This window comes from Novosphingobium sp. 63-713 (assembly GCF_001898925.1).
Classification (GTDB): domain Bacteria; phylum Pseudomonadota; class Alphaproteobacteria; order Sphingomonadales; family Sphingomonadaceae; genus Novosphingobium.
On record NZ_MKVS01000005.1, the window covers coordinates 750,468 to 769,861 of the forward strand.

At 61.0% G+C, this 19,394-nt stretch carries 15 protein-coding genes and 1 pseudogene; 7 read left to right on the plus strand and 9 right to left on the minus strand.

Annotation, left to right across the window (positions count from 1 at the left end):
- Positions 1–15: 15 nt before the first annotated feature.
- The 4 genes and pseudogenes from BGP00_RS04115 to BGP00_RS04130 all read right to left on the minus strand — a co-directional run.
- Positions 16–993, minus strand: a complete 978-nt coding sequence (locus BGP00_RS04115) for a diguanylate cyclase (protein WP_292925713.1) — start codon at positions 991–993, stop codon at positions 16–18.
- A complete protein-coding gene (locus BGP00_RS04120; RefSeq protein ID WP_292922127.1) occupies positions 993–3,812 on the minus strand; it encodes a hybrid sensor histidine kinase/response regulator in 2,820 nt (939 codons plus the stop codon). The genes BGP00_RS04115 and BGP00_RS04120 overlap by 1 nt, the downstream gene beginning before the upstream one ends.
- A complete protein-coding gene (locus BGP00_RS04125; RefSeq protein WP_168601246.1) occupies positions 3,812–4,180 on the minus strand; it encodes a hypothetical protein in 369 nt (122 codons plus the stop codon). The genes BGP00_RS04120 and BGP00_RS04125 overlap by 1 nt, the downstream gene beginning before the upstream one ends.
- Positions 4,181–4,747: 567 nt before the next feature.
- Positions 4,748–4,978 (minus strand): annotated as a pseudogene (locus tag BGP00_RS04130) (DDE-type integrase/transposase/recombinase); the annotation flags it as partial.
- Between the two features lie 133 nt (positions 4,979–5,111).
- On the opposite strand from BGP00_RS04130, the gene BGP00_RS04135 reads away from it, so the two are divergent.
- Positions 5,112–5,300, plus strand: coding sequence for a hypothetical protein (locus tag BGP00_RS04135; protein ID WP_292922130.1), 189 nt, complete (start codon positions 5,112–5,114; stop codon positions 5,298–5,300).
- Positions 5,301–5,335: 35 nt separating this feature from the next.
- Here the strand turns inward: BGP00_RS04135 and BGP00_RS04140 are convergent, their stop codons facing one another.
- The 5 genes from BGP00_RS04140 to BGP00_RS04160 all read right to left on the minus strand — a co-directional run bounded on the left by BGP00_RS04140 (position 5,336) and on the right by BGP00_RS04160 (position 9,779).
- Complete coding sequence (locus tag BGP00_RS04140; RefSeq protein WP_292922132.1) at positions 5,336–6,706, minus strand: Nramp family divalent metal transporter; 1,371 nt, start codon at positions 6,704–6,706, stop codon at positions 5,336–5,338.
- Positions 6,707–6,769: 63 nt separating this feature from the next.
- Positions 6,770–8,341, minus strand: a complete 1,572-nt coding sequence (locus BGP00_RS04145) for a GMC family oxidoreductase (protein WP_292922134.1) — start codon at positions 8,339–8,341, stop codon at positions 6,770–6,772.
- 30 nt (positions 8,342–8,371) lie between these two features.
- Positions 8,372–8,899 (minus strand): Twin-arginine translocation pathway signal, encoded by a 528-nt coding sequence (locus tag BGP00_RS04150; RefSeq protein ID WP_292922136.1) that lies wholly within the window; start codon positions 8,897–8,899, stop codon positions 8,372–8,374.
- 58 nt (positions 8,900–8,957) lie between these two features.
- Complete coding sequence (locus BGP00_RS04155; RefSeq protein WP_168601241.1) at positions 8,958–9,353, minus strand: VOC family protein; 396 nt, start codon at positions 9,351–9,353, stop codon at positions 8,958–8,960.
- Positions 9,354–9,359: 6 nt separating this feature from the next.
- The gene (locus BGP00_RS04160; RefSeq protein WP_292922139.1) at positions 9,360–9,779 is read right to left on the minus strand and encodes a c-type cytochrome; all 420 of its coding nucleotides are present in this window, start codon (positions 9,777–9,779) and stop codon (positions 9,360–9,362) included.
- A gap of 430 nt (positions 9,780–10,209) precedes the next feature.
- On the opposite strand from BGP00_RS04160, the gene BGP00_RS04165 reads away from it, so the two are divergent.
- The 6 genes from BGP00_RS04165 to BGP00_RS04190 all read left to right on the plus strand — a co-directional run bounded on the left by BGP00_RS04165 (position 10,210) and on the right by BGP00_RS04190 (position 19,207).
- On the plus strand, positions 10,210–11,874 hold the full coding sequence (locus BGP00_RS04165; RefSeq protein ID WP_168601240.1) for a methane monooxygenase: 1,665 nt from the start codon (positions 10,210–10,212) through the stop codon (positions 11,872–11,874).
- A 97-nt stretch (positions 11,875–11,971) separates the two neighbouring features.
- Positions 11,972–13,018, plus strand: coding sequence for an NADH:ubiquinone reductase (Na(+)-transporting) subunit F (locus BGP00_RS04170; protein WP_172249143.1), 1,047 nt, complete (start codon positions 11,972–11,974; stop codon positions 13,016–13,018).
- A 17-nt stretch (positions 13,019–13,035) separates the two neighbouring features.
- Positions 13,036–14,142, plus strand: coding sequence for an aromatic/alkene monooxygenase hydroxylase subunit beta (locus tag BGP00_RS04175; protein ID WP_292922143.1), 1,107 nt, complete (start codon positions 13,036–13,038; stop codon positions 14,140–14,142).
- 28 nt (positions 14,143–14,170) lie between these two features.
- A complete protein-coding gene (locus BGP00_RS04180) occupies positions 14,171–14,527 on the plus strand; it encodes an MmoB/DmpM family protein (RefSeq protein WP_168601237.1) in 357 nt (118 codons plus the stop codon).
- Between the two features lie 106 nt (positions 14,528–14,633).
- A complete protein-coding gene (groEL, locus tag BGP00_RS04185; protein ID WP_292922145.1) occupies positions 14,634–16,271 on the plus strand; it encodes a chaperonin GroEL in 1,638 nt (545 codons plus the stop codon).
- 119 nt (positions 16,272–16,390) lie between these two features.
- Positions 16,391–19,207: an FAD-binding and (Fe-S)-binding domain-containing protein gene (locus BGP00_RS04190; RefSeq protein ID WP_292922147.1), complete on the plus strand. Its 2,817-nt coding sequence runs from the start codon at positions 16,391–16,393 to the stop codon at positions 19,205–19,207.
- The last annotated feature ends 187 nt before the right edge of the window (positions 19,208–19,394 follow it).

Consider the following 19,394-nt stretch of genomic DNA (forward strand, 5'->3'; position numbering starts at 1 on the left):
GCAGTTGGCAAAACCTTACGTCAAGCGTGGCAAGAACGATGTCGAAGGCGTTGCCTTTGTTGTATATTCAAGCTGCTTGCTGTCTTCGATCCCAAACACGGTCCCCGTGACCTTGTTCCTCCCGGCGACCTTGGCGAGATAGAGCTGATTGTCTGCGACCTTGACCCAAAGGTCCCGTGTCAATCCCGGCCTGCACCGGGCTGACGCGATACCCACGCTGACGGTCACATAGGGGCTAACCCCCGAGTTCCTGTGCGGTATACCCAGCGAACGGACCTGTTCCATGATGGAGTTTGCCACAATCATCGCCGCTTCGTGATCAGTAGCAGGCAGAACGCAGGCAAACTCTTCGCCGCCATAGCGGGCGGTCAGATCCGAGGCCCGCCGAACTGCGCGTTGCAGCGCCGCCGCGATCATCACGATGCAGTTATCACCTTCGGGATGGCCATAGGCGTCATTGAATTGCTTGAAGAAGTCTATGTCGAGCATGATAACCGAGAGCCAGTCGTCGGTGCGTGAAAGTCTGGCGGTTTCCACATCGAGGGTCTGCTCGAGGCGACGGCGATTGCTCAGACCCGTCAACGCGTCGGTAACCGCCAGTTGGGCAAGTTGATCGCGCATGCGCTTCAATTCGATATGATTATGAACGCGTGCACGCACGATAGCCGGGTGGATCGGCTTGACGATATAGTCGATCGCGCCGAGCAAAAGCCCGTTCGCCTCGGACTCCTCGTCACCAAGCCCGGTGGTGAAGATGATCGGGACATCAGCAATCAACGGATCTGCCTTGCATCTACGGCAAACCTCATACCCGTCCGTGCCCGGCATGAGCACGTCCAGCAAAATCAGGTCGGGAAGGCTCGTCTGCGCGACGGTTATGGCCTCTTCGCCGGATGTGGCGAAACAAATCTCATAATCATCCTCCAGCGCCGCATTCATAATCTCGATATTCGAGACCTCGTCATCGACGATAAGAACCAGGGGCCGGCCCATTACGAGTTCGCCGCCGCCAAAGGCGCCGCCCCGCATTCTCGGTTATCCGCGCCCGGCACCAGATCCAGTTGCGTCAGAGCCTCTTCGAAATTGAGTCTGGCGAGCGCGGCCTTGACCGCATGCAGTCCTCCAGCTTCAGGCCTTGTGCCGAGCGTCTCCTCAAGTTCCTGAAAAGCTTTGCGAGCACCAAGGCTTCGGCGCCGCAGCAGACCGCGAATCTCTTCGATCTTCGAAGCCCATTCGGAATAATCGAGTTGTACGTCTGACTGCGTCAAAGTCGGCTGCTGCATCCCCTTGAGCGTTGCCGAGGCGGTGAGCGCGGGCAGGATAGCCTGTTCAAGCCCATCAATCAGCTCATCGATCCGGCTGAGATCGGATTGGGCCAGCGCGGCTTCCATGCGCTTGGCCGCTTCGGCAACAGCGCCCACCTCCAGCGTGCCCGCAATGCCCTTCAATGTATGGGCAAGGCGCCGCGCCTCGCCCAGATCACCAGCGGAGATCTGGCCGCGAAGCGTCGAAATGACCGTGGCGAAAGTGTCGCCGAAATCAACGATGAGCTTTCGCAGCAGCGCCCGCTTGCCGTTGACGCGCACCAGCGCCGCCTCGATGCCGAACGGAGGCAGGTGGTCAGGCAGGATATCGGCCTTGATCGGCATCACAATCGGGCTTGCTGTCTCGACAAAACCTGCTTGAGACGGGCGCGGCTTCAACCAAAGGTCCAGTTTCCTGACGAGCAATGCAGGATCGACCGGCTTGGGAATATGATCATTCATGCCCGCATCCAAACAGCGCTGCCGTTCGGCCTCATAGGCATGGGCGGTCATGGCGATGATCGGCAAACGCTCGGTCGGATGGATTTGGCGGATGCGCACAGTCGCTTCGATTCCGTCCATTTCCGGCATTTGCACATCCATCAGGATGGCGTCGAAGGGCTCGGCCGCATCCCTGATGCGCTCCAAGGCGATGCAGCCATTTTCGGCGACCTCGACCTGCAAGCCGGCATCCATCAGCAACTCAATCGCAATCTCGCGATTGATCTGGTTGTCCTCGGCCACGAGAACGCGAAGGCCGCGCAGATGGGCTGCCACCATCGGAACCGTCGCGGCCTGAGCGTCATCGGCCGGAGGGCCGGACTGCTCTGCACCGAACAATGTGTTCATTGTTGCCAGCATCGTTGCCGGAGCGATCGGCTTGATCAGCACGGCGGCGATGTTAGCTGTCTCCGCCTCGGCCCTGACCTCGTCATGCCCGTGGGCTGTGACCAGAAACACGCTGGGCACTTTCGCCAGGTAAAGATCCCGGCGGATGGCGCGGGCGGTTTCGATGCCGTTCATGTCCGGCATCCTCCAATCCATCAGAACCAGATCATAAGGCACCGCATCGGCCGCAGCCGTCACAAGGGCGCCCAGGACCTCCTTGCCCGACGCGACGACATCGACGTTCATCGACCATGCCGTGAACATGGCCTGCAGGATCTCGCGCGAGGCCGGGTTGTCATCAGCGATCAGCACACGCAACCGTTTAAGTTCAGGCGAAGGCATGTCCTGCACCGATGGCGCGGCGTCATCGGCCTGCAACATCAGGGTAAAAGTGACCGTCGTCCCTTGCCCGGGGCTGCTTTCGACCCCGATATGCCCCCCCATCATCTCGACCAGTTGCTTGCTGATGGCAAGGCCAAGACCCGTGCCGCCAAATCGGCGCGTGGTCGAACTGTCGGCCTGGGTGAAGGAGTGAAACAGCCGGGCCTGCTGTTCGGGCGTCATACCGATGCCCGTATCCCTGACCGAGATTTCAAGCGACACCGACGCCCCATGCCGCGCCGAAAGGTCGACTGTGACCGTAACCGTGCCGTTTTCGGTGAACTTTACAGCGTTGCTGACCACGTTCAGCACGATCTGGTTGAGGCGCAGACAATCGCCCAGCAGCGTGGCGGGCACGGTGGGGTCCATGACGAGCTCGACAGCAACGCGCTTTTTGGCGGCCTCCACCGAGGCAATGGCCAGTTGGCCTTCGAGCGCGGCACGCAGGTCGAAGGGGGCAATTTCCAGCGAGAGCTTGCCCGCCTCGATCTTGGAGAAATCGAGAATGTCGTTGATCAGCCGTAAAAGGGACAGTCCCGCGCCGTTGATCTTGGAAACATAATCCTGCTGCTTTGGCGTCATGTCCGTGCGCAAGGCCAGATGGCAAAATCCCAGAATGGCGTTCATCGGCGTACGGATTTCATGGCTCATATTGGCCAGGAACAAGCTCTTTGCCCGATTGGCCTCCTCGGCCTCCAGCGTCCTTTCGCGCAGCGCCTCATTGTTGAGGGCAAAGCTTTCCACCAGCGTCCTGCTCAGCCAGACCAGCACCCCGGTCTGCAAGGCAACGATCCCGGCATGCAGGCCGACCCGGCCAACGTCCGCTCCATCGGCGAAAACGGCCAGAGGCAACAGGAAGTCCAGCATAATGTGATGTATGGCAATGGCCACGGCGCCCACCACCACCACGCGCCAGTCACACCAGGCGATGGTCAGCGCCAGAAGCGCAAAGAAATACATGTGCATGTCCATCTGCCACGGGTGACCGGCCAGCAGATAGACCAGCAAGGCCGGTTCGCCCATCAGCGCAACAGCGGAGAGATAGCGCGTGGCAGGGGTAATCCCATGCCGCCACCAGGTCAGATGATAGGCGCCTGCAAGAAGTGCTCCCGCCAGACCGGCCGCGAGGGGCGGACGACCGACAACAAAGGCGACCGCCGCGAGCACGGGAATGTGCAGCCAAAGCAAGATGACCAGAAACCGACCAAATCGAATTCGCAGCTTATCGAGATCGGACATCAGGCAGAGGCTCCAGGAGAGGTTGAAACGCGATGAAATCCTGCGCAACCCCGAAGCAGATGGGGGTCTATGACCAGCCAGGCTCCCGCGTGATAGAGCGCAGCCACGACGTTCTTGTCGGCAGAATGCAGGATCACAACATTCTTCAAACCGCCGACATCGACGATGCTGCCGCCGGCAGCCTGCACCATCGTGATCGTCCGGCCCAAATCATAGGATGGCGGTGCAACGACGGCATACTGGCCCCGATCACCGGAGGGCCAGAGCGTGGCGGCGGCAATTGCCGCTGTCACGACAATCATGAGGACAGCAGCGGGAATGAAATCACGCCAATGCAGTTTGATGGAGGTCAGGGCAGCAGAAAACATGGTTGCCCCTTTTTTCGCCAGAAGCACGCTGGAGGCGCACATGCTCCAGAGACAAATGATCCTACCGTGAAGGGTTACGCTTGAGACATTGCGATATGGTTAAGAATTATCATCGGGGGCATCGCGCCATTGCCAATGGCAGATCACTTTAAGCCTGTTTTCGGCAATGGTGGGAAGCACACCGTGGGGTAAATACGCAATGCCGTTTCTCCATGAGAGCTGGAATCACGACTCCGGCACCATCGCCTCCCACACCGTCACCCATCCCGAGGTGGTCACTGATGCCCCTTTCGGACTACTGCTTGCGCCATGACAGGATTGGCACTTGCTGAGACCGACCAGCGTGCGCCGATTGTCTGAACGGTCGCCCCTGATCGACGCGCGGAGCCGGTTTGGACCGGCAGAAGGCTTGGGCGAGCGTTTCGTCCATATCAATCGGGCCCGCGATGGTATCGCCATCCTCAGCATTGTGCGCCCCGAACGGCGCAACGCTTTGAATATGGCGGTAAAGCGGGAGCTGGTCGATGCGCTGACGCTTTGCGAGAGTGATCCAGGGGTAAGCGCGATCATCCTGCCGCTAACCGTCCAATCGACAACACGCCTGCTGAACAGGTCAACGATGACGGCGAGATAGAGCCGCCCCTCCGTGGTCCAGATATAGCGGATATCGTCGGCCCACTTCTGGTTAGGCGCATCGGCGGTAAAGTTCCCATCGAGCCGGTTCGCCGCGACACCCGGGCGATGATGACTGTCTGCGGTAACCTTGTGCGTGCGGAATGGCTTGATCCCGTTGATCCTGCGGCGCTGTCACCAGGTCTGACGGACGATAGTGTGAAGCCTATTTGTTCAGAGTTGACTTGCCGCCCCCCCAAATCTGACGCAACCCGCTGGTCAGTACAATGCGCATCGCCTCCTGCTTGAACTCTTCACCATGCCTGATCATCTCGTCGATCTCTTTGCACAAGCATTAAACTCTCAGGTGACCGGCGCAAAACCGTTACAAGTCCAGTCCTTGATCCGCATGTCCAGCTCAACCTTGCGGCACTGGCCAAAAATGGGTGCCGCACCCCAGAAATGCCAAATCGGCCGCGTCACCGCCGCATTCCTGCGGCGCCTGTAAATAAACCGGCCAAGGCTATCATCATCGACGCCTATTTAATGGCCCTGCGTCATGTCCCAGACCAGTTTGAGATTAAGCATGACGATCACCACCCCAATGATCGAGGCGCCCAGCGTCAGCCAACGAGGCGATGTCATAGCTCCCATGACATCGCGATTGCGGGTGAAGGAGATCAGGGGAAATACGGCAAAAGGCAATTGCAGGGACAGGATGACCTGGCTGAGCACCAGCAATTTCGCGGTTGCGCCCGAGCCGTAAGCATAAGTGACGAAGAGCGCGGGGATGATGGCCAGGCCGCGGGTGACGATCCGGCGAAGGGATGGCGCCAGCTTCCAGTTCATGAAGCCTTCCATCACGATCTGACCGGCCAGTGTCGCGGTGATCGCTGAATTCTGTCCCGACGCCAGCAAGGCTATGGCGAATGCTGTCGAGGCGACGGCGGCTCCCAACGTGGGGGCGAGGAGTTCGTGCGCCTGCGCGATCTCGATCACGGTATGGCCTGTGGTATGGAATGCCGCAGCCGCCAGGATGAGAATGGCCGCATTGACGAGCAGTGCGAAAAACAGGGCAATGGTGGAATCGATGGTGGCAAAGCGGATCGCCTCGCGCTTGCCGTGATTATCCTGATCGTACATCCGCGTCTGTACGATCGAGGAATGCAAGTACAGATTATGGGGCATGACCGTCGCTCCTACCATGCCGATGGCGACATAGAGCATCAGTGGGTCACTCCAGATCTTGGGGTCGGGGACGAAACCCATGGCCACCTGGCCCCAGATCGGCCGGGCCAGCGTCAGTTCGATGGCAAAGCAGGTGGCGATGCTGATAAACAGAACGACCACAAAGGCTTCAAGCAGCCGGATGCCGCTTTTATGCAGCAACAGCAGCAGAAAGACGTCCAGCCCGGTCAGTGCGACGCCCCAGATCAGCGGGATGTGAAAGAGGAGTTGCAAGGCAATAGCCGTGCCGATCAGTTCGGCCAGATCGCAGGCGCAGATCGCGATCTCGCACAGTACCCAGAGAAGGGCGGCAGTTGCGGGACTGTAATAATCCCGGCAGGCCTGTGCAAGATCGCGCCCTGTTGCGACGCCCAATCGGATTGCAAGATGCTGCAGCACCATCGCCATCAGGCTGGACAGGGCGACGACTGAGAGCAGCGTATAACCAAAGGCCGATCCGCCATAGAGATCTGTTGCCCAGTTGCCCGGATCCATATAGCCGACCGCGACAAGATAGCCGGGGCCAAGAAAGGACAGCAAACGTCGCCAGCCAAGGCCGCGCACCGGCACCGTCCGAAAGGCTTCGGTCAGCGAAGGCTCGTGCCCCCCCTGATATCTTCTTTGTCCGGCCCTTTCGCTCTGGTCCTGCCATGACACGCCTGCCGCGAAAGCATTACTTTCGATCACGTCGCTCTCCTCCCCGTTGCTGCCCATTCTTATGGTGGATGGTGCAGCCATGTTCCTGGATGATCAGATGTTGTTCTTGGCCATCAACTCGGCGATATGGTCGGCCTGACGGATGGCCAGGGCCACGATCGTCAGCGTTGGGTTTTCCGCCGCACTGGTGGTGAACTGGCTGCCGTCCGAGATGAAGAGATTCTTCACCTCATGGGTCTGGCCCCATTTGTTGACGACGCCATCCTCGGCCCTCTCGCTCATCCGGTTGGTGCCCATGTTGTGGGTTGATGGATAGGGCGGGGTCTTGATCGTCCGCTTGGCGCCGACAGCCTCATACAGCGCCACGCCGCGTTGATAGGCGTGGTTGCGCATGGCGACATCATTGGGGTGATCGTCATAATGGACGTTGGCGACGGGCATGCCGAAAGCGTCTTTTACCTGTGTGTTGAGCGTCACCCGGTTGCTAGCCTGGGGCAGATCCTCGCCTACCAGCCACATGCCTGCCAGACGATCATAGCCGTCGAGCACCGAGCTGAAATCGCGCCCCCAGGCGCCCGGGCTGAGGAAAGCCGCTGTGAAAGGAACGCCCAGCGAGATCGTCTCCATCTCATAGCCGCCAACAAAGCCCCGCCGAGCGTCGTGGACCGCTTCGTCGCGCACGATGCCTGCCATGGTCGTGCCGCGATACATATGGACCGGCTTGTCGAACTGGGCATAGACCGATCCGGTCGTATGGCGCATGTAGTGTCGGCCGACGTGTCCTGCGCCATTGGCCAGCCCATTCTTGAACTGGTTGGTTTCGGAGTTGAGCAGCAGGCGCGGGCTTTCGATCGAATTGCCCGCCACCGCCACCACGCGTGCTTTCTGCTTGTGCAGCACGCCCTTGTCATCGGCATAGACCACGCCCGTGACCTTGCCTGCCGGATTGTGCTCAATGCGGATCACCTGGCATCCGGGGCGCACTTCCAGCCTGCCCGTCGCCTCACCCTTGGGGATTTCGGTGTAAAGGGTTGACCATTTGGCACCCGATTTACAGCCCTGAAAGCAGAAACCGATCTGCTGACAACTCCCGCGTCCGTCGCGCGGCTGGCTGTTGATCGACATGTTGCCGGTGTGGAATTCCTTGTAGCCCATCAGCTTGGCGCCGGCGGCCAGGACCTTGTAATTGTTGTTTCCGGGCAGGCGGGGAATGCCATGCGTGCCGGTGGTGCCCATCTTCAACTCGGCCTTGTCATACCATGGGGCCATTTCTTCGGCGCTGATCGGCCAGTCGAGCAGCGCCGCGCCGGGAATGTCGCCATAGGTGCTGCGCGCCTTCCACTCATGCTCCTGAAAACGCAGCGAGGCGCCTGCCCAGTGGGTAGTCGTGCCGCCCACCGCCTTCACGATCCAGGCGGGCAGGTTGGGAAAGTCCCTGGCCACCTGCCAGCTGCCCGAGGTGGTGCGCTTGTCCTTCCAGGCCAATTGGTCGAAACTGTCCCATTCATTGTTGATGAAATCAGGAATTTCGTAGCGGGCGCCCGCTTCCAGACAGACGACCCTGATGCCTTTTTGCGCGAGCTCGTTCGACAGCGTGCCGCCGCCCGCGCCCGACCCGATGACGACGACCACACTGTCGTCGCTCAAAGCGAATTTCGTAACCATGGGGTAAATCCTTTCAGGCCGGCCGCGCGATCACGCCGGCAGCCAGTCGATGTCATTGAAGCCGCGATGGATGTAGCCGCCGTGTTCGGCTGAGGAGCCTTCGTAGCCAAGCTTGGCCCACAGCTCGTCCTGGTTGTAGAGAGCGGTGATCATCTCGCTGCGCATGCGCTGGAAGAAGGGGGTGGTCTCCACGCTTTTGAGCACAGCCACGCGGTCCTTTTCGGCGTCGATGGCGGCATAGGGCTTGGCAAAGGCGCTGTTTGCCGCCTTGTCGAGATTGGCGACGCCATCGGTCAGCAGGTTTGCCGAACCGGGCTCGGCGGCCAGCTTGCCATCGATAGTGGCCACGGCGGTTTCGTAGAAGATGTCGGGCAGACGGTCATGCGGATAGAGGTCCCGCGCCATCCTCACCAGCGTGGGCACGGCAGGAGCGGCCAGGGTCTTGAGCGGCGCGGCCTTCGCCCGCGAGCCGATCGCTCCGGCGATGATCGCCATCCCTGCCGACTGCCCCAGAAACAGGCGGCGGTTCAATATGGTCCTTTTCTCGACCAGTCTCATGAAATTTCTCCTTGGCTGTGCCCGCGTGTGTGGGGGGCACATGTGCTGTGCTGGCCGGTCACTGGTATCGGCCAAGGCGTTGAAGAACCTCGATCTTGTAACCGTCGGGATCGAGGATGAAGAAGAAGCGCGCCATCAGCGCGCCTTCGCGGAAGAATTCCTTGATGGGTTGGGGCGCGATGCCCGCGGCGGCCAGCCTTGCGTGTTCGCCGTCCAGATCGTCGACCGCGATGGCGATGTGGCCATAGCCGTCACCGTGGGTATAGGGCTCGCTGCGGTCATGATTGACCGTCAGTTCGATCTCCATGTCGTTTTCGGCATTGCGCAGATAGACCAGCGTGAAGCCGTCGAAAGGATAGCGATCGGCGATAGAGAGGCCGAGGCAGGTTTGATAGAAATCCAGCGACTTCTGCTCATTGAGGACGCGGATCATTGCATGGATGATTTTGGCCATGGCGGGTCACTTCGCGGTCAGGGTGGAGAGATAATCGATGATCGCCTTGCGTTTTGCGGCATCGGCCTGACGAAAATTCATCACGCTTCCCGGAATCGTCTGGGAACTGTCGGTCAGCCAGCGTTCAAGCGTGGCAGGCGACCATTTGATCGTGCTTTTTTTCAGCGCCGGCGAATAGTTGAACCCTGCCTGCTTTCCGGCGGGTCTGCCCATAATCCCGGCGAGCGAGGGCCCCACGCGGTTTTCGTCCGGCTTGGTCGAATGGCAGGCGCCGCATTGCTGGGCAAAGAGTTTGGCGTCGGACGAGGCGGGCTGGGCGCCGGCCGGGGCGGCAGACATCGCCAGCAGGGCCAGTCCGGTGCCGATACCCAGAAGGGCGGATATATGGGGAGGGCATGTGCGGATATGGGATGTGGCAGTCGCCATCGAATTTTCCTCTCTCTACCGATTTTATCGGCCTTGCCGGGCGGTGAGAGCAATTCAGCAAGCGTCATGCCAAAATAAGAAAATGAACATAAATGCGGCTTTGAAAGGAGAGTCTCTCGACGAAATGTGCGGCACTTTCTAAAAAGTGTGCCATTTTGTCGCACATATAAGGTCAATATGGAGCATGTGTTTCGTGGTTGAAGCGGTGCTGTAGTATTATGATGCTTCTTCCTATGGGCGACACCTTGGGCGTATGTCGCAATTTATAGAAATATCGGTCTTTTCCAATTTTGGCACGCATGTTGCTCCTGTCATCTTCGACAGGCCGGCGGTCCGGCCGAGTCAGTAGGTTGATCGGCGACATGAACGCTGAAGGCCCACATCCGCCTGTGAAGGCAATGGCCGAAGGCTAGGCCAAAGGGAGAAAAAGATGACCGAGGCTCTGACACTCAACAAGATCATCAGCCAGAAAGGGATCAGCATCAGCGAAGCCACAAGGCTCATCGCTGATCTGGGCTGGACGCCGTCCTATGTTCAGGAGGCGATGCATTTCCCCACCGACTACAAGATCAGCAAGACGCCCAAGGATCCGATGAAGCAGGTCCTGCGCTCGTATTTTCCGATGCAGGAGGAAAAGGATAACCGCGTCTATGGCGCGCTGGATGCGGCGCTGCGCGGCGACATGTTCCGTAATGTCGAGCCGCGCTGGATCGAGTGGATGAAGCTGTTCCTGGCGATTATTCCTTTCCCGGAAATTTCGGCCGCCCGTTCGATGGCGACGCTGGGACAACTGGCTCCGGGCGATCACCTGCGCACAGGCTTCACCATGCAGATGGTCGATGAATTCCGCCATTCCACCATTCAGATGAACCTGAAGAAGTGGTACATGGAAAACTACATCGATCCGGCCGGTTTCGACATCACCGAGAAGGCCTTCGGCAAATGCTATGCCACCACCATCGGGCGTCAGTTCGGTGAGGCCTTCCTGACGGGTGACGCCATCACCTCGTCGAACATCTATCTTCAGGTCGCGGCCGAGACGGCCTTCACCAACACGCTCTTCGTTGCCATGCCTTCCGAGGCGGCGCGCAACGGTGACTATGCGCTGCCCACAGTGTTCCTGTCGGTACAGTCGGATGAAAGCCGCCATATCGGCAACGGCCACTCGATGCTGATGTCGATCCTGAAGGAGCCCGACAACCACTTGCTGCTGGAACGCGACATCCGCTATTCCTTCTGGCAGAACCATATGATCGTCGATGCCGCCATCGGCACGATCATCGAATATGGCACCAAGAACCGCGACAAGAACAAGGAAAGCTATGCGGAGCTGTGGCATCGCTGGATTTTCGAGGACTATTATCGCACCTACATGCTGCCGCTGGAAAAATACGGCATCAAGATCCATCACGACGATGTGCATGAAGCCTTCGATTCCATCGTCAAGAAGGGCTATGTCCATAAGATTGCCCAGTTTTTCTCGGCCGGCTGGTGGGCCAACTTCTGGCGCATCGAGGCGCAGACCGAGCGCGACTTCGAGTGGTTCGAGCACAAGTATCCGGGCTGGTACGACGAATACGGCGCCTGGTGGGAGAATTACGAGAAGCTCTCCAAGCCCGGCAGCCAACTGATCACCTTTGCCGACACCGGCTATGTCTATCCGCATCGCTGCTGGTCCAGCCTGGTTCCCGCGGTCGTCCGTGAGGACTTCTGCGTCGACGAGGTGGACGGCGAGCTCTTCACCTATGCCAGCGAAGTGGATCGCTGGACACATAAGGAAGCCTTCGCCGCCGAATATCAGGGCCGCGCCACCCCGGCGATGGGGCGCTTCTCCGGCCGCCGCATCTGGGAAGATGTCTATGATGGTTGGGATGTGGCCGACGCCATTGTCGACATGGGCTTCGTGCGCCCCGACGGCAAGACGCTGATCGCCCAGCCGCACATGTCGTTCGAGGAGAAGGACATGTGGACGCTCGACCACGTGCGCGGCAACACCATCCGCAGCCCGCTCAAGGCGCTGCGCGAACTGTCGCCCCAGGCGCGCGCCGCCCATATCGAAGAGTATCGCAAGGGCTTCAAGATCCGCCGGATCTGATCCCTGCCGGCAGCGGGCGGAGGGAAATTCCTTCGCCCGCCATGCCCCTATAGCGGTCCCGAAAAAACATCAGGGGAGGAGTCCCATGGGACAAGAGATGAAGAAACCGGCAGCCGCCGTGCACACGGTGCGCCTGGAGCCGGTTGGCGTGGAAATGCAGGTGGAGGAAGGCGAAACGGTGCTTGATGCCGCTTTCCGCCAGGGCGTGGCGCTGCCTCACGGCTGCAAGGAAGGGCAATGCTCGGCCTGCAAGTGCATCCTTAACGAAGGGGATGTCGAGATGCTGAAATATTCGACATTTGCCCTGTCGGACCCTGAGCGCGAGAACGGTCAGATCCTGCTGTGTCGGACGCTGGTCTACAGCGATATCGAAGTCGAACTGCTCAATTTCGACGAGGAGGAACTGTCCCGTTCGATCGCGGTGAAGGAGTTCAACGGTCGCCTTGCCAAGGTCGAGCCGCTGACTCACGACATAGTCCGGATCGCGGTCGAACTCGACGAGCCCATGAAATTCTGGGCGGGCCAGTTTGCCGATCTGACACTGGTCGAGGCCGGGATCACGCGCTCTTATTCGATGGGCAACCCGCCCAGCGATCCAAGCCGTCTTGAATTCATCATCAAGAAGTATCCGGGCGGCGCGTTTTCGACGGCCATCGGCGCCGCGCAGATCGGTGCGCGGATCACCGTCAAGGGGCCCTATGGTTCCTGCTCGCGGCGCGAAAACCGCGATGGGCCGATGATCCTTGTCGGCGGCGGGTCGGGCATGGCGCCTTTGCTCTCGATCCTGAAGGACCAGGCGGCCAGCGGCGAAACCCGCCCGGTGCGCTTCTACTACGGCGCCCGCACGGTGAAGGACCTGTTCGAACTCGACGTTTTTGCCGAGTTCGAGGCCAGCATGCCCGATTTCAAGTTCATCCCAGCGCTCTCCCATGCGGAGGAGGGAGATGGCTGGACCGGCGAGGTCGGCTTCATCCACGATGTGTTGCGCCGCCATATCATGACCATGGACGATATCGAGAATGCCGACGCCTACGGCTGCGGCCCCCCGGTCATGATCGATAGCGCGACACCGGTGATGCAGATCGCCGGCATTGATTCCGCACGCATGTATTTCGACAAATTCACCCCGGCAACGAGTGAATAACTGGAGAGGATAAAGACATGAACGCGCCAGTACTGGAAAATGAACAAAAATCGGCCGCCGCTGGGGCCAAGATTTTTCCCGGATCGGACAGCCGGTCCTACAATTATTATGAACCCAAGGGTCGTCGCGCCACCCACTATGAAGACGTGACCGTCGACGTCCAGCCTGACCCGGAACGCTATCTGCTTCAGGACTGGATCATCAGCTTCGGCGACGGCGTGCCCACCTATTCCAAGGACTGGACCGCGCTCAAGAGCAGCGACTGGCATCGCTATCGCGCGCCCGACCAGGAATGGGAACGCACGCATTACCAGCGCCAGTCGACCATCTGCGGGATGATCAAGAACGTCATCGACAATGCCCGCCGCGCCGGTGCGCCCAAACGCTTCGATGCGGCATGGGTTAAGGTGCTGCAAGAGCATCTGGGGGCCTTCAAACATGCCGAATATGGTGCGGGCACCTCGCTGATGCGGGCACAGCGCTATGGCTATACCCAGATGGTCAACAATGCGATCCTGACCAATTCCTCCTACAAGCTGCGGCTGGCGCAGGATCTCACGCTCTATCTGGGCGAGATTGCCCTCGACATCGACGGCTTCGATGTCGATGCGGGCAAGCGGGCCTGGCTGGAAAGCCCGATCTGGCAGAAGACGCGCGAATTGGTCGAATGCGCGCGCGGCGCCAATGACTTCCTTGAACAGTATTTCATCGTCAATGTTCTGTTCGAGCCCCTAATCGGTGAGCTGTTCCGCTCCGGCTTCCTGATGCAGGCCGCCGCGCCCCAGAACGACTATTCGACCCCTTCGGTCGTGTCCGCCGCGGAGGCCGATTACGAACGCAATCTGGCCAATACGGTCGAACTCTTCGCCATGCTGGTGGCCGATGCCGAGCATGGGGAGGCCAACCGCCGGGTGCTGCATGACTGGTTCGACAAGTACCAGCCCATTGCCACCCAGGCCGCGATGGACCTGCAACCCATCTGGTCGCAGCCACGCGTCAAGAGCGCGCAGTTTGCCGAAGCCTATGCCTCGGCGATCAACCGGCTTCAGGCCATCGTCCGGGAAATCGGCGTTTTTGCCACGCAGGTGCCGATGCCCGGTCTGGAAACCGAACCCGCCGAATAAGTGGCGCGACATGGAAAGGAACTGACCTATGGCCCTTACAAGCGAACAGCAACTCTTCACCCCGCTTGACCAGATCAAGCAGGAGCGCACCATCTCCCACCAGTGCGGCGTCACCATGAACGACAGCGTCGAGGCGCGCTGTATCGCCGAGGTGATGCAGGACAAGCCAGGCATCAAGATCACCTATCTGCCTGCTATGATCCGCATGGATGGCGAGGGCAAGATCGTCTTCAACATGGAGGAGATCAGCGACGCTCTGGGCCGCGAGATGACCCCGCATATCTTCGAGATCTCCACCTCGACCCATTATGGGCGGATGGTGATGATCGATGAGAACACCGTGGTCCTCTTCGGCGATATGGATGAGGCGCTGGAATACGAGTGACACCGCGCCGGCTCCGGCAGGCATGGGCTTGCCGGAGCATCTGCCTTTACAACCGGACAAGAACAATCAGCCCGTGCGCAAGCGGGAGATGACGAGGAGATGACTGATGGCCAAGATCATGCTGTATGATGGAGAGGCGAGGGCTGCGCTGGCGCGGGGGGTGGACAAGCTGTCGCGGGCTGTGGTGGGCACGCTGGGGCCAAAGGGCACCAATGCGATCATCGACCGGCCGATCGGGACGCCGCTGGTGTCACGCGATGGCGTGAGCATCGCGGCGGAAATCGAACTGCCCTGCCGTTTCGAAAATCTGGGCGCGCAGGTGGTGCGCGAAGTTTCAATGCAGACCAATGAGGTCGCAGGTGATGGCACCACGACCGCGACGGCGCTGGCCAATGCGCTGGTGCAGGGCGGGGTTCCGCTGGTTGAGGACGGCCACAAGGCCGCCGATGTGATCGCGGGCATCGACCGGGCGCATCAGGCGTTGGCGCGCGAACTGGTGGATCTGGCCCGCCCGGTCCGGCAGGGCGAATTGCGGATGGTCGCCAATGTCGCCTCGACGCAGGAGGCGCTGGGGGCGCTGATCGCGGAAGCGGTCGAGCGGGTCGGGCCTGAAGGTGTGATCAATGTCGAATACGGTCTGCCCGGCACGCCGACTCGGCTGGATGTCGATGAGGGGGTCGTCCTCGACCGGGGTTTCGTTTCGCATCACATGGCTACGGACGCGTCGAGCCTGGCGGCCGATCTGGGGGATGCGGCCATCCTGCTGACCGATAACAAGGTGCTTTCGGCTGAGCCCGTGCTGCGTTTGCTGGCGGCGCTGCGCGCCAGCGGTCGCCCGCTGCTGCTGGTGGCCGACGAGATTTCGCCCGAAGCCATCGCCGCGATCATGCAGGCGCGTGCGCAGGGGCACGGGACGGTCGTGGCCATCAATCCGCCCGAATTCGGCCATTGGCGCAAGGCGATGATGGAAGACCTGGGCATCATGACCGGGGCCCGTGTGATCGCGCGGGATCTGGGCGGCAGGATCGAGGATGCCACGGTTGGGGATCTGGGCTCGGCGGCCCATGTTCACATCACGGCCTCGGCCACGGTCATTCGCGGTGCGCAGGGCGACGAGGACGCCATCGCCGGTCGCAGGCGTCTGGTGAAGCAACTGTGGGATGAGGCGCCGCAGAACATCGAGCGCGACAAATACGCCGAGCGTCTTGCCAAGCTGACACGCGGTACGGCTGTGTTGCTTGCCGGTGGCGCGACACCGGTCGAGCAAAAGCGGACGGCCCAGCTTCTCGATGACGGGCTCAACGCCACGCGTGCCGCGCGGGATGAAGGTGTGGTTCCGGGCGGCGGCACGGCGCTGGCCCAGCTCTCGCGCCTGCTCCAGTCGCTGGTGGATGAGCATGAGGGCGGCGTGCGCGCCGGTATCGCGTTGGTTCAGGAGGCCGTGCGCCAGCCGCTGGCGATCATCGCGCGCAATGCGGGGCGCGATTCCGATCAGGTCGTGGCACAGGTGGTCGATGCCGAAAGCGGTATTGGCTTTGATGCCAGGTCCGGCGTCTTTGGCGACACTTTTGCCGCCGGGGTCATCGATCCGGTGCGGGTAACTCTGGCTGCCTTGGCCAATGCCGTTTCGGTGGCCAAGCTGATTCTGACGACACATTCGCTGGTCGTCGACCTGCCGGAGGACTTCGATCCGACGGCCGGTCCTGCCCGTGGCGGCGGGGCGGAAGTCTACGGCCGGGCATGAGGCGTGACCCGACCGGCAGTGCGAGCGCTCGCCGGTCGGCAGCAGATCAGGCAGGGGTGTCCGTTCATCAGACGGGCATCCTTTGCGAAGGGATGGGGTTGGTGAACCGGGTTGGGACAATGATGAAGGATGCGAGGACAAGGGCGATCAGGCGCGATCTCGGGGCGGTCATTCCGGGCAAGCGGCTGATCGAGGATGAACTGCGACGCCTGGCCTATGGTACGGATGCCAGCTTCTATCGCATGATTCCCGACCTTGTGGTCTTTGTCGAATCCGAAGCCGAGGTCCGCCATGTGCTGGATGTCGCCTGCCGTCACGAGGCGCCGGTCACCTTTCGGGCGGCGGGCACCAGCCTATCGGGTCAGGCGATCAGCGACAGCCTTCTGGTGGTTCTGGGCGATGGCTGGCGCAAGGTGCGCGTCGGCGCCGATGGCGCGACGGTTACATTGCAGCCGGGGGTGATCGGCGCTGCGGCCAATCGGGCGCTGGCGTTTCACGGGCGCAAGATCGGTCCCGATCCCGCCTCGATCGCCAGCGCCAAGATCGGTGGCATCGTTGCCAACAATTCGAGCGGCATGTGCTGCGGCACGGCGCAGAACAGCTATCAGACGCTGGAATCGATGCGCATCATTCTGGCCGATGGCGGAACGGTCGATACGGCCAGTCTTGTCAGCAGAGCACGCTTTCGCAAGACCCATGGCGCCCTGCTGGAGAGGCTTGCTGCCATGGGGCAAGCGGTGCGTGCGGATGCTCCGCTGCGTGAACTCATCACGCGCAAGTTTGCCATCAAGAACACCACCGGCTATGCCCTCAATGCCTTGGTCGATTTCACGGATCCCTTCGACATTCTCCAGCATCTGATGATCGGATCGGAAGGAACGCTCGGCTTCATCGCGGAAGTGGTCCTGCGCACGGTTCCCGAACACAGCGACAAGGCCAGCGCATTGCTGCTGTTTGCGGATGTGGAGGCGGCGGCGCGCGCTGTGATGGCCCTGCGCGATGAGCCTGTCGCCGCTGCTGAGCTGATGGACCGGGCCTCCTTGCGCTCGGTGGAGGGCAAGCCCGGTATCCCACATGATATCGCGGATCTGGGGCCGACGGCGGCGGCGCTGCTGGTCGAGATCCGGGGCAGTGACGAGGCCGATCTTGTGTCGCGGATCGAACAGGTCACGCGCCGCCTGGCCGGCCAGATCATGCTGAACCCTGCCCAATTCGAGCGCGATCCGGCGATCACCGAGGCCTATTGGAAGGTGCGCAAGGGCATGTTTCCGGCAGTGGGAGCCATGCGCCGACCGGGCACGAGCGTCATCATCGAGGACGTGGCCTTTCCCATCGAGCACCTGTCCCATGCCACGGTCGCTCTTCAGCAGCTTTTCGCGCAGCATGGCTATGATGAGGCGATCATCTTCGGCCATGCGCTTGAGGGCAATCTGCACTTCGTTTTCACCCAGAACTTCGACGATACGGCCGAAGTGGATCGTTATCGGCGTTTTATGGATGATGTTGTCCGGCTCGTCGTGACCCGCTTTGACGGATCGCTCAAGGCCGAGCATGGGACCGGACGCAACATGGCGCCTTTCGTCGAGGTCGAATGGGGCGGGCAAGCCTATCGGCTGATGCGCGATATCAAGGCGCTGCTTGATCCGATGGGACTGCTCAATCCGGGCGTGATCCTCAACGACGATCCGCAGGCCCATTTGCGCCATCTCAAGCCCTTGCCGCCGGTCGATCCATTGGTGGACACTTGCATGGAATGCGGCTTTTGCGAGCCGTATTGCCCCTCGCACGGCTTCACGCTCTCGCCGCGCCAGCGGATCGTCGCCGCGCGGGAGATCGCCCGCCGCGAGGAGGCGCGGGAAGACGGCGATGCGCTGAAACAATCCTATGCCTTTGCTGGCGTCGACAGTTGTGCGGCCTGTGGCCTTTGCGCCAATGCCTGCCCGGTGGGCATCGAGACGGGCCTTCTGATGAAGCAGGAGCGCGGCAAGCGGCGCGGGGGCCTGGCGCAAAAGATCGGCGATGTGCTGGCCGACCATCTCCCGGCAACCCTGGCCGCCACACGGGCGATGCTGGGTTTGGGGCAGGGGGCAGGACGGGTGATCGGGCGGGGCAATCTTTCTGCGCTCAGCCGCGGGCTGCGGCGGGCGACAGGTGGACTTGCGCCTGTCGCGCCCGAATATCTGCCCCGGCCTATGCCTCTTGCGCGCCCGATCGCAAACGGGCCTGCCGATTGGCTCTATCTCTCAAGCTGCGCGGCGCGCACCATGGGGCCGGCGGCGGCCGATCCAGCGGATACGCCGCTCAGCGACATCCTCGCGATGCTGGCTCGGCGCGCGGACATCAACCTTGCCGTCAGCCCCTGCGAAAGCGGCCTGTGTTGCGGCATGGCATGGGAAAGCAAGGGGCTGGCCGCGACTGCCGACCGCATGGCCGACGCCGTGCTCGATGCTGTCGAGGCAAGCGGGGCGCCGCGCGTGCTGATGGACACCAGCCCCTGTACCTTCCGTCTGCGGCGGCGTGCGCAGGCGAGGGGGCGCGGCGTGGCCATCGTCGATATTGCAGAGTTCCTGCACGACGCGATCCTGCCCCGTCTGACTGTCAACCAACTGGACGAGACGGTCATGCTGCATATCACATGCAGCAGCCGCCGCATGGGGTTGGAGCCCAAGCTGGCGGCGGTGGCGCGCGCCTGCGCAACGCGGGTGGTGATGCCGCAGGGCATAGGATGTTGCGGTTTTGCCGGCGACAAGGGCTTCACACTTCCTGAGCTAAACGATCATGCGCTGCGCGATTTGCCCGAGTCGGTTCCGTCAGGCTGCACGCAAGGCTATTCGACCAGCAGGACATGCGAAATCGGTCTCAGCGATCACGCAAATATACCTTACTGTTCATTAGCTTATCTGGTGGAGCGAGCTACAAGGCAAGCGGTACGATAATACTACCAACGCCTGAAATGCACGACTAAGATGCATGGCAGAGGTGGAGCGGACCTGGGGTTCGACATCCACACGGATGAGGAGAAGCACATCGGTCGATGCCGCTTCGGGTCACCCTGACCCGAAACAAGCTGCTCGGATCGATCCCGAACCTGTTGGCTTGGGAATGAACCCGGAAAGCTCGGCG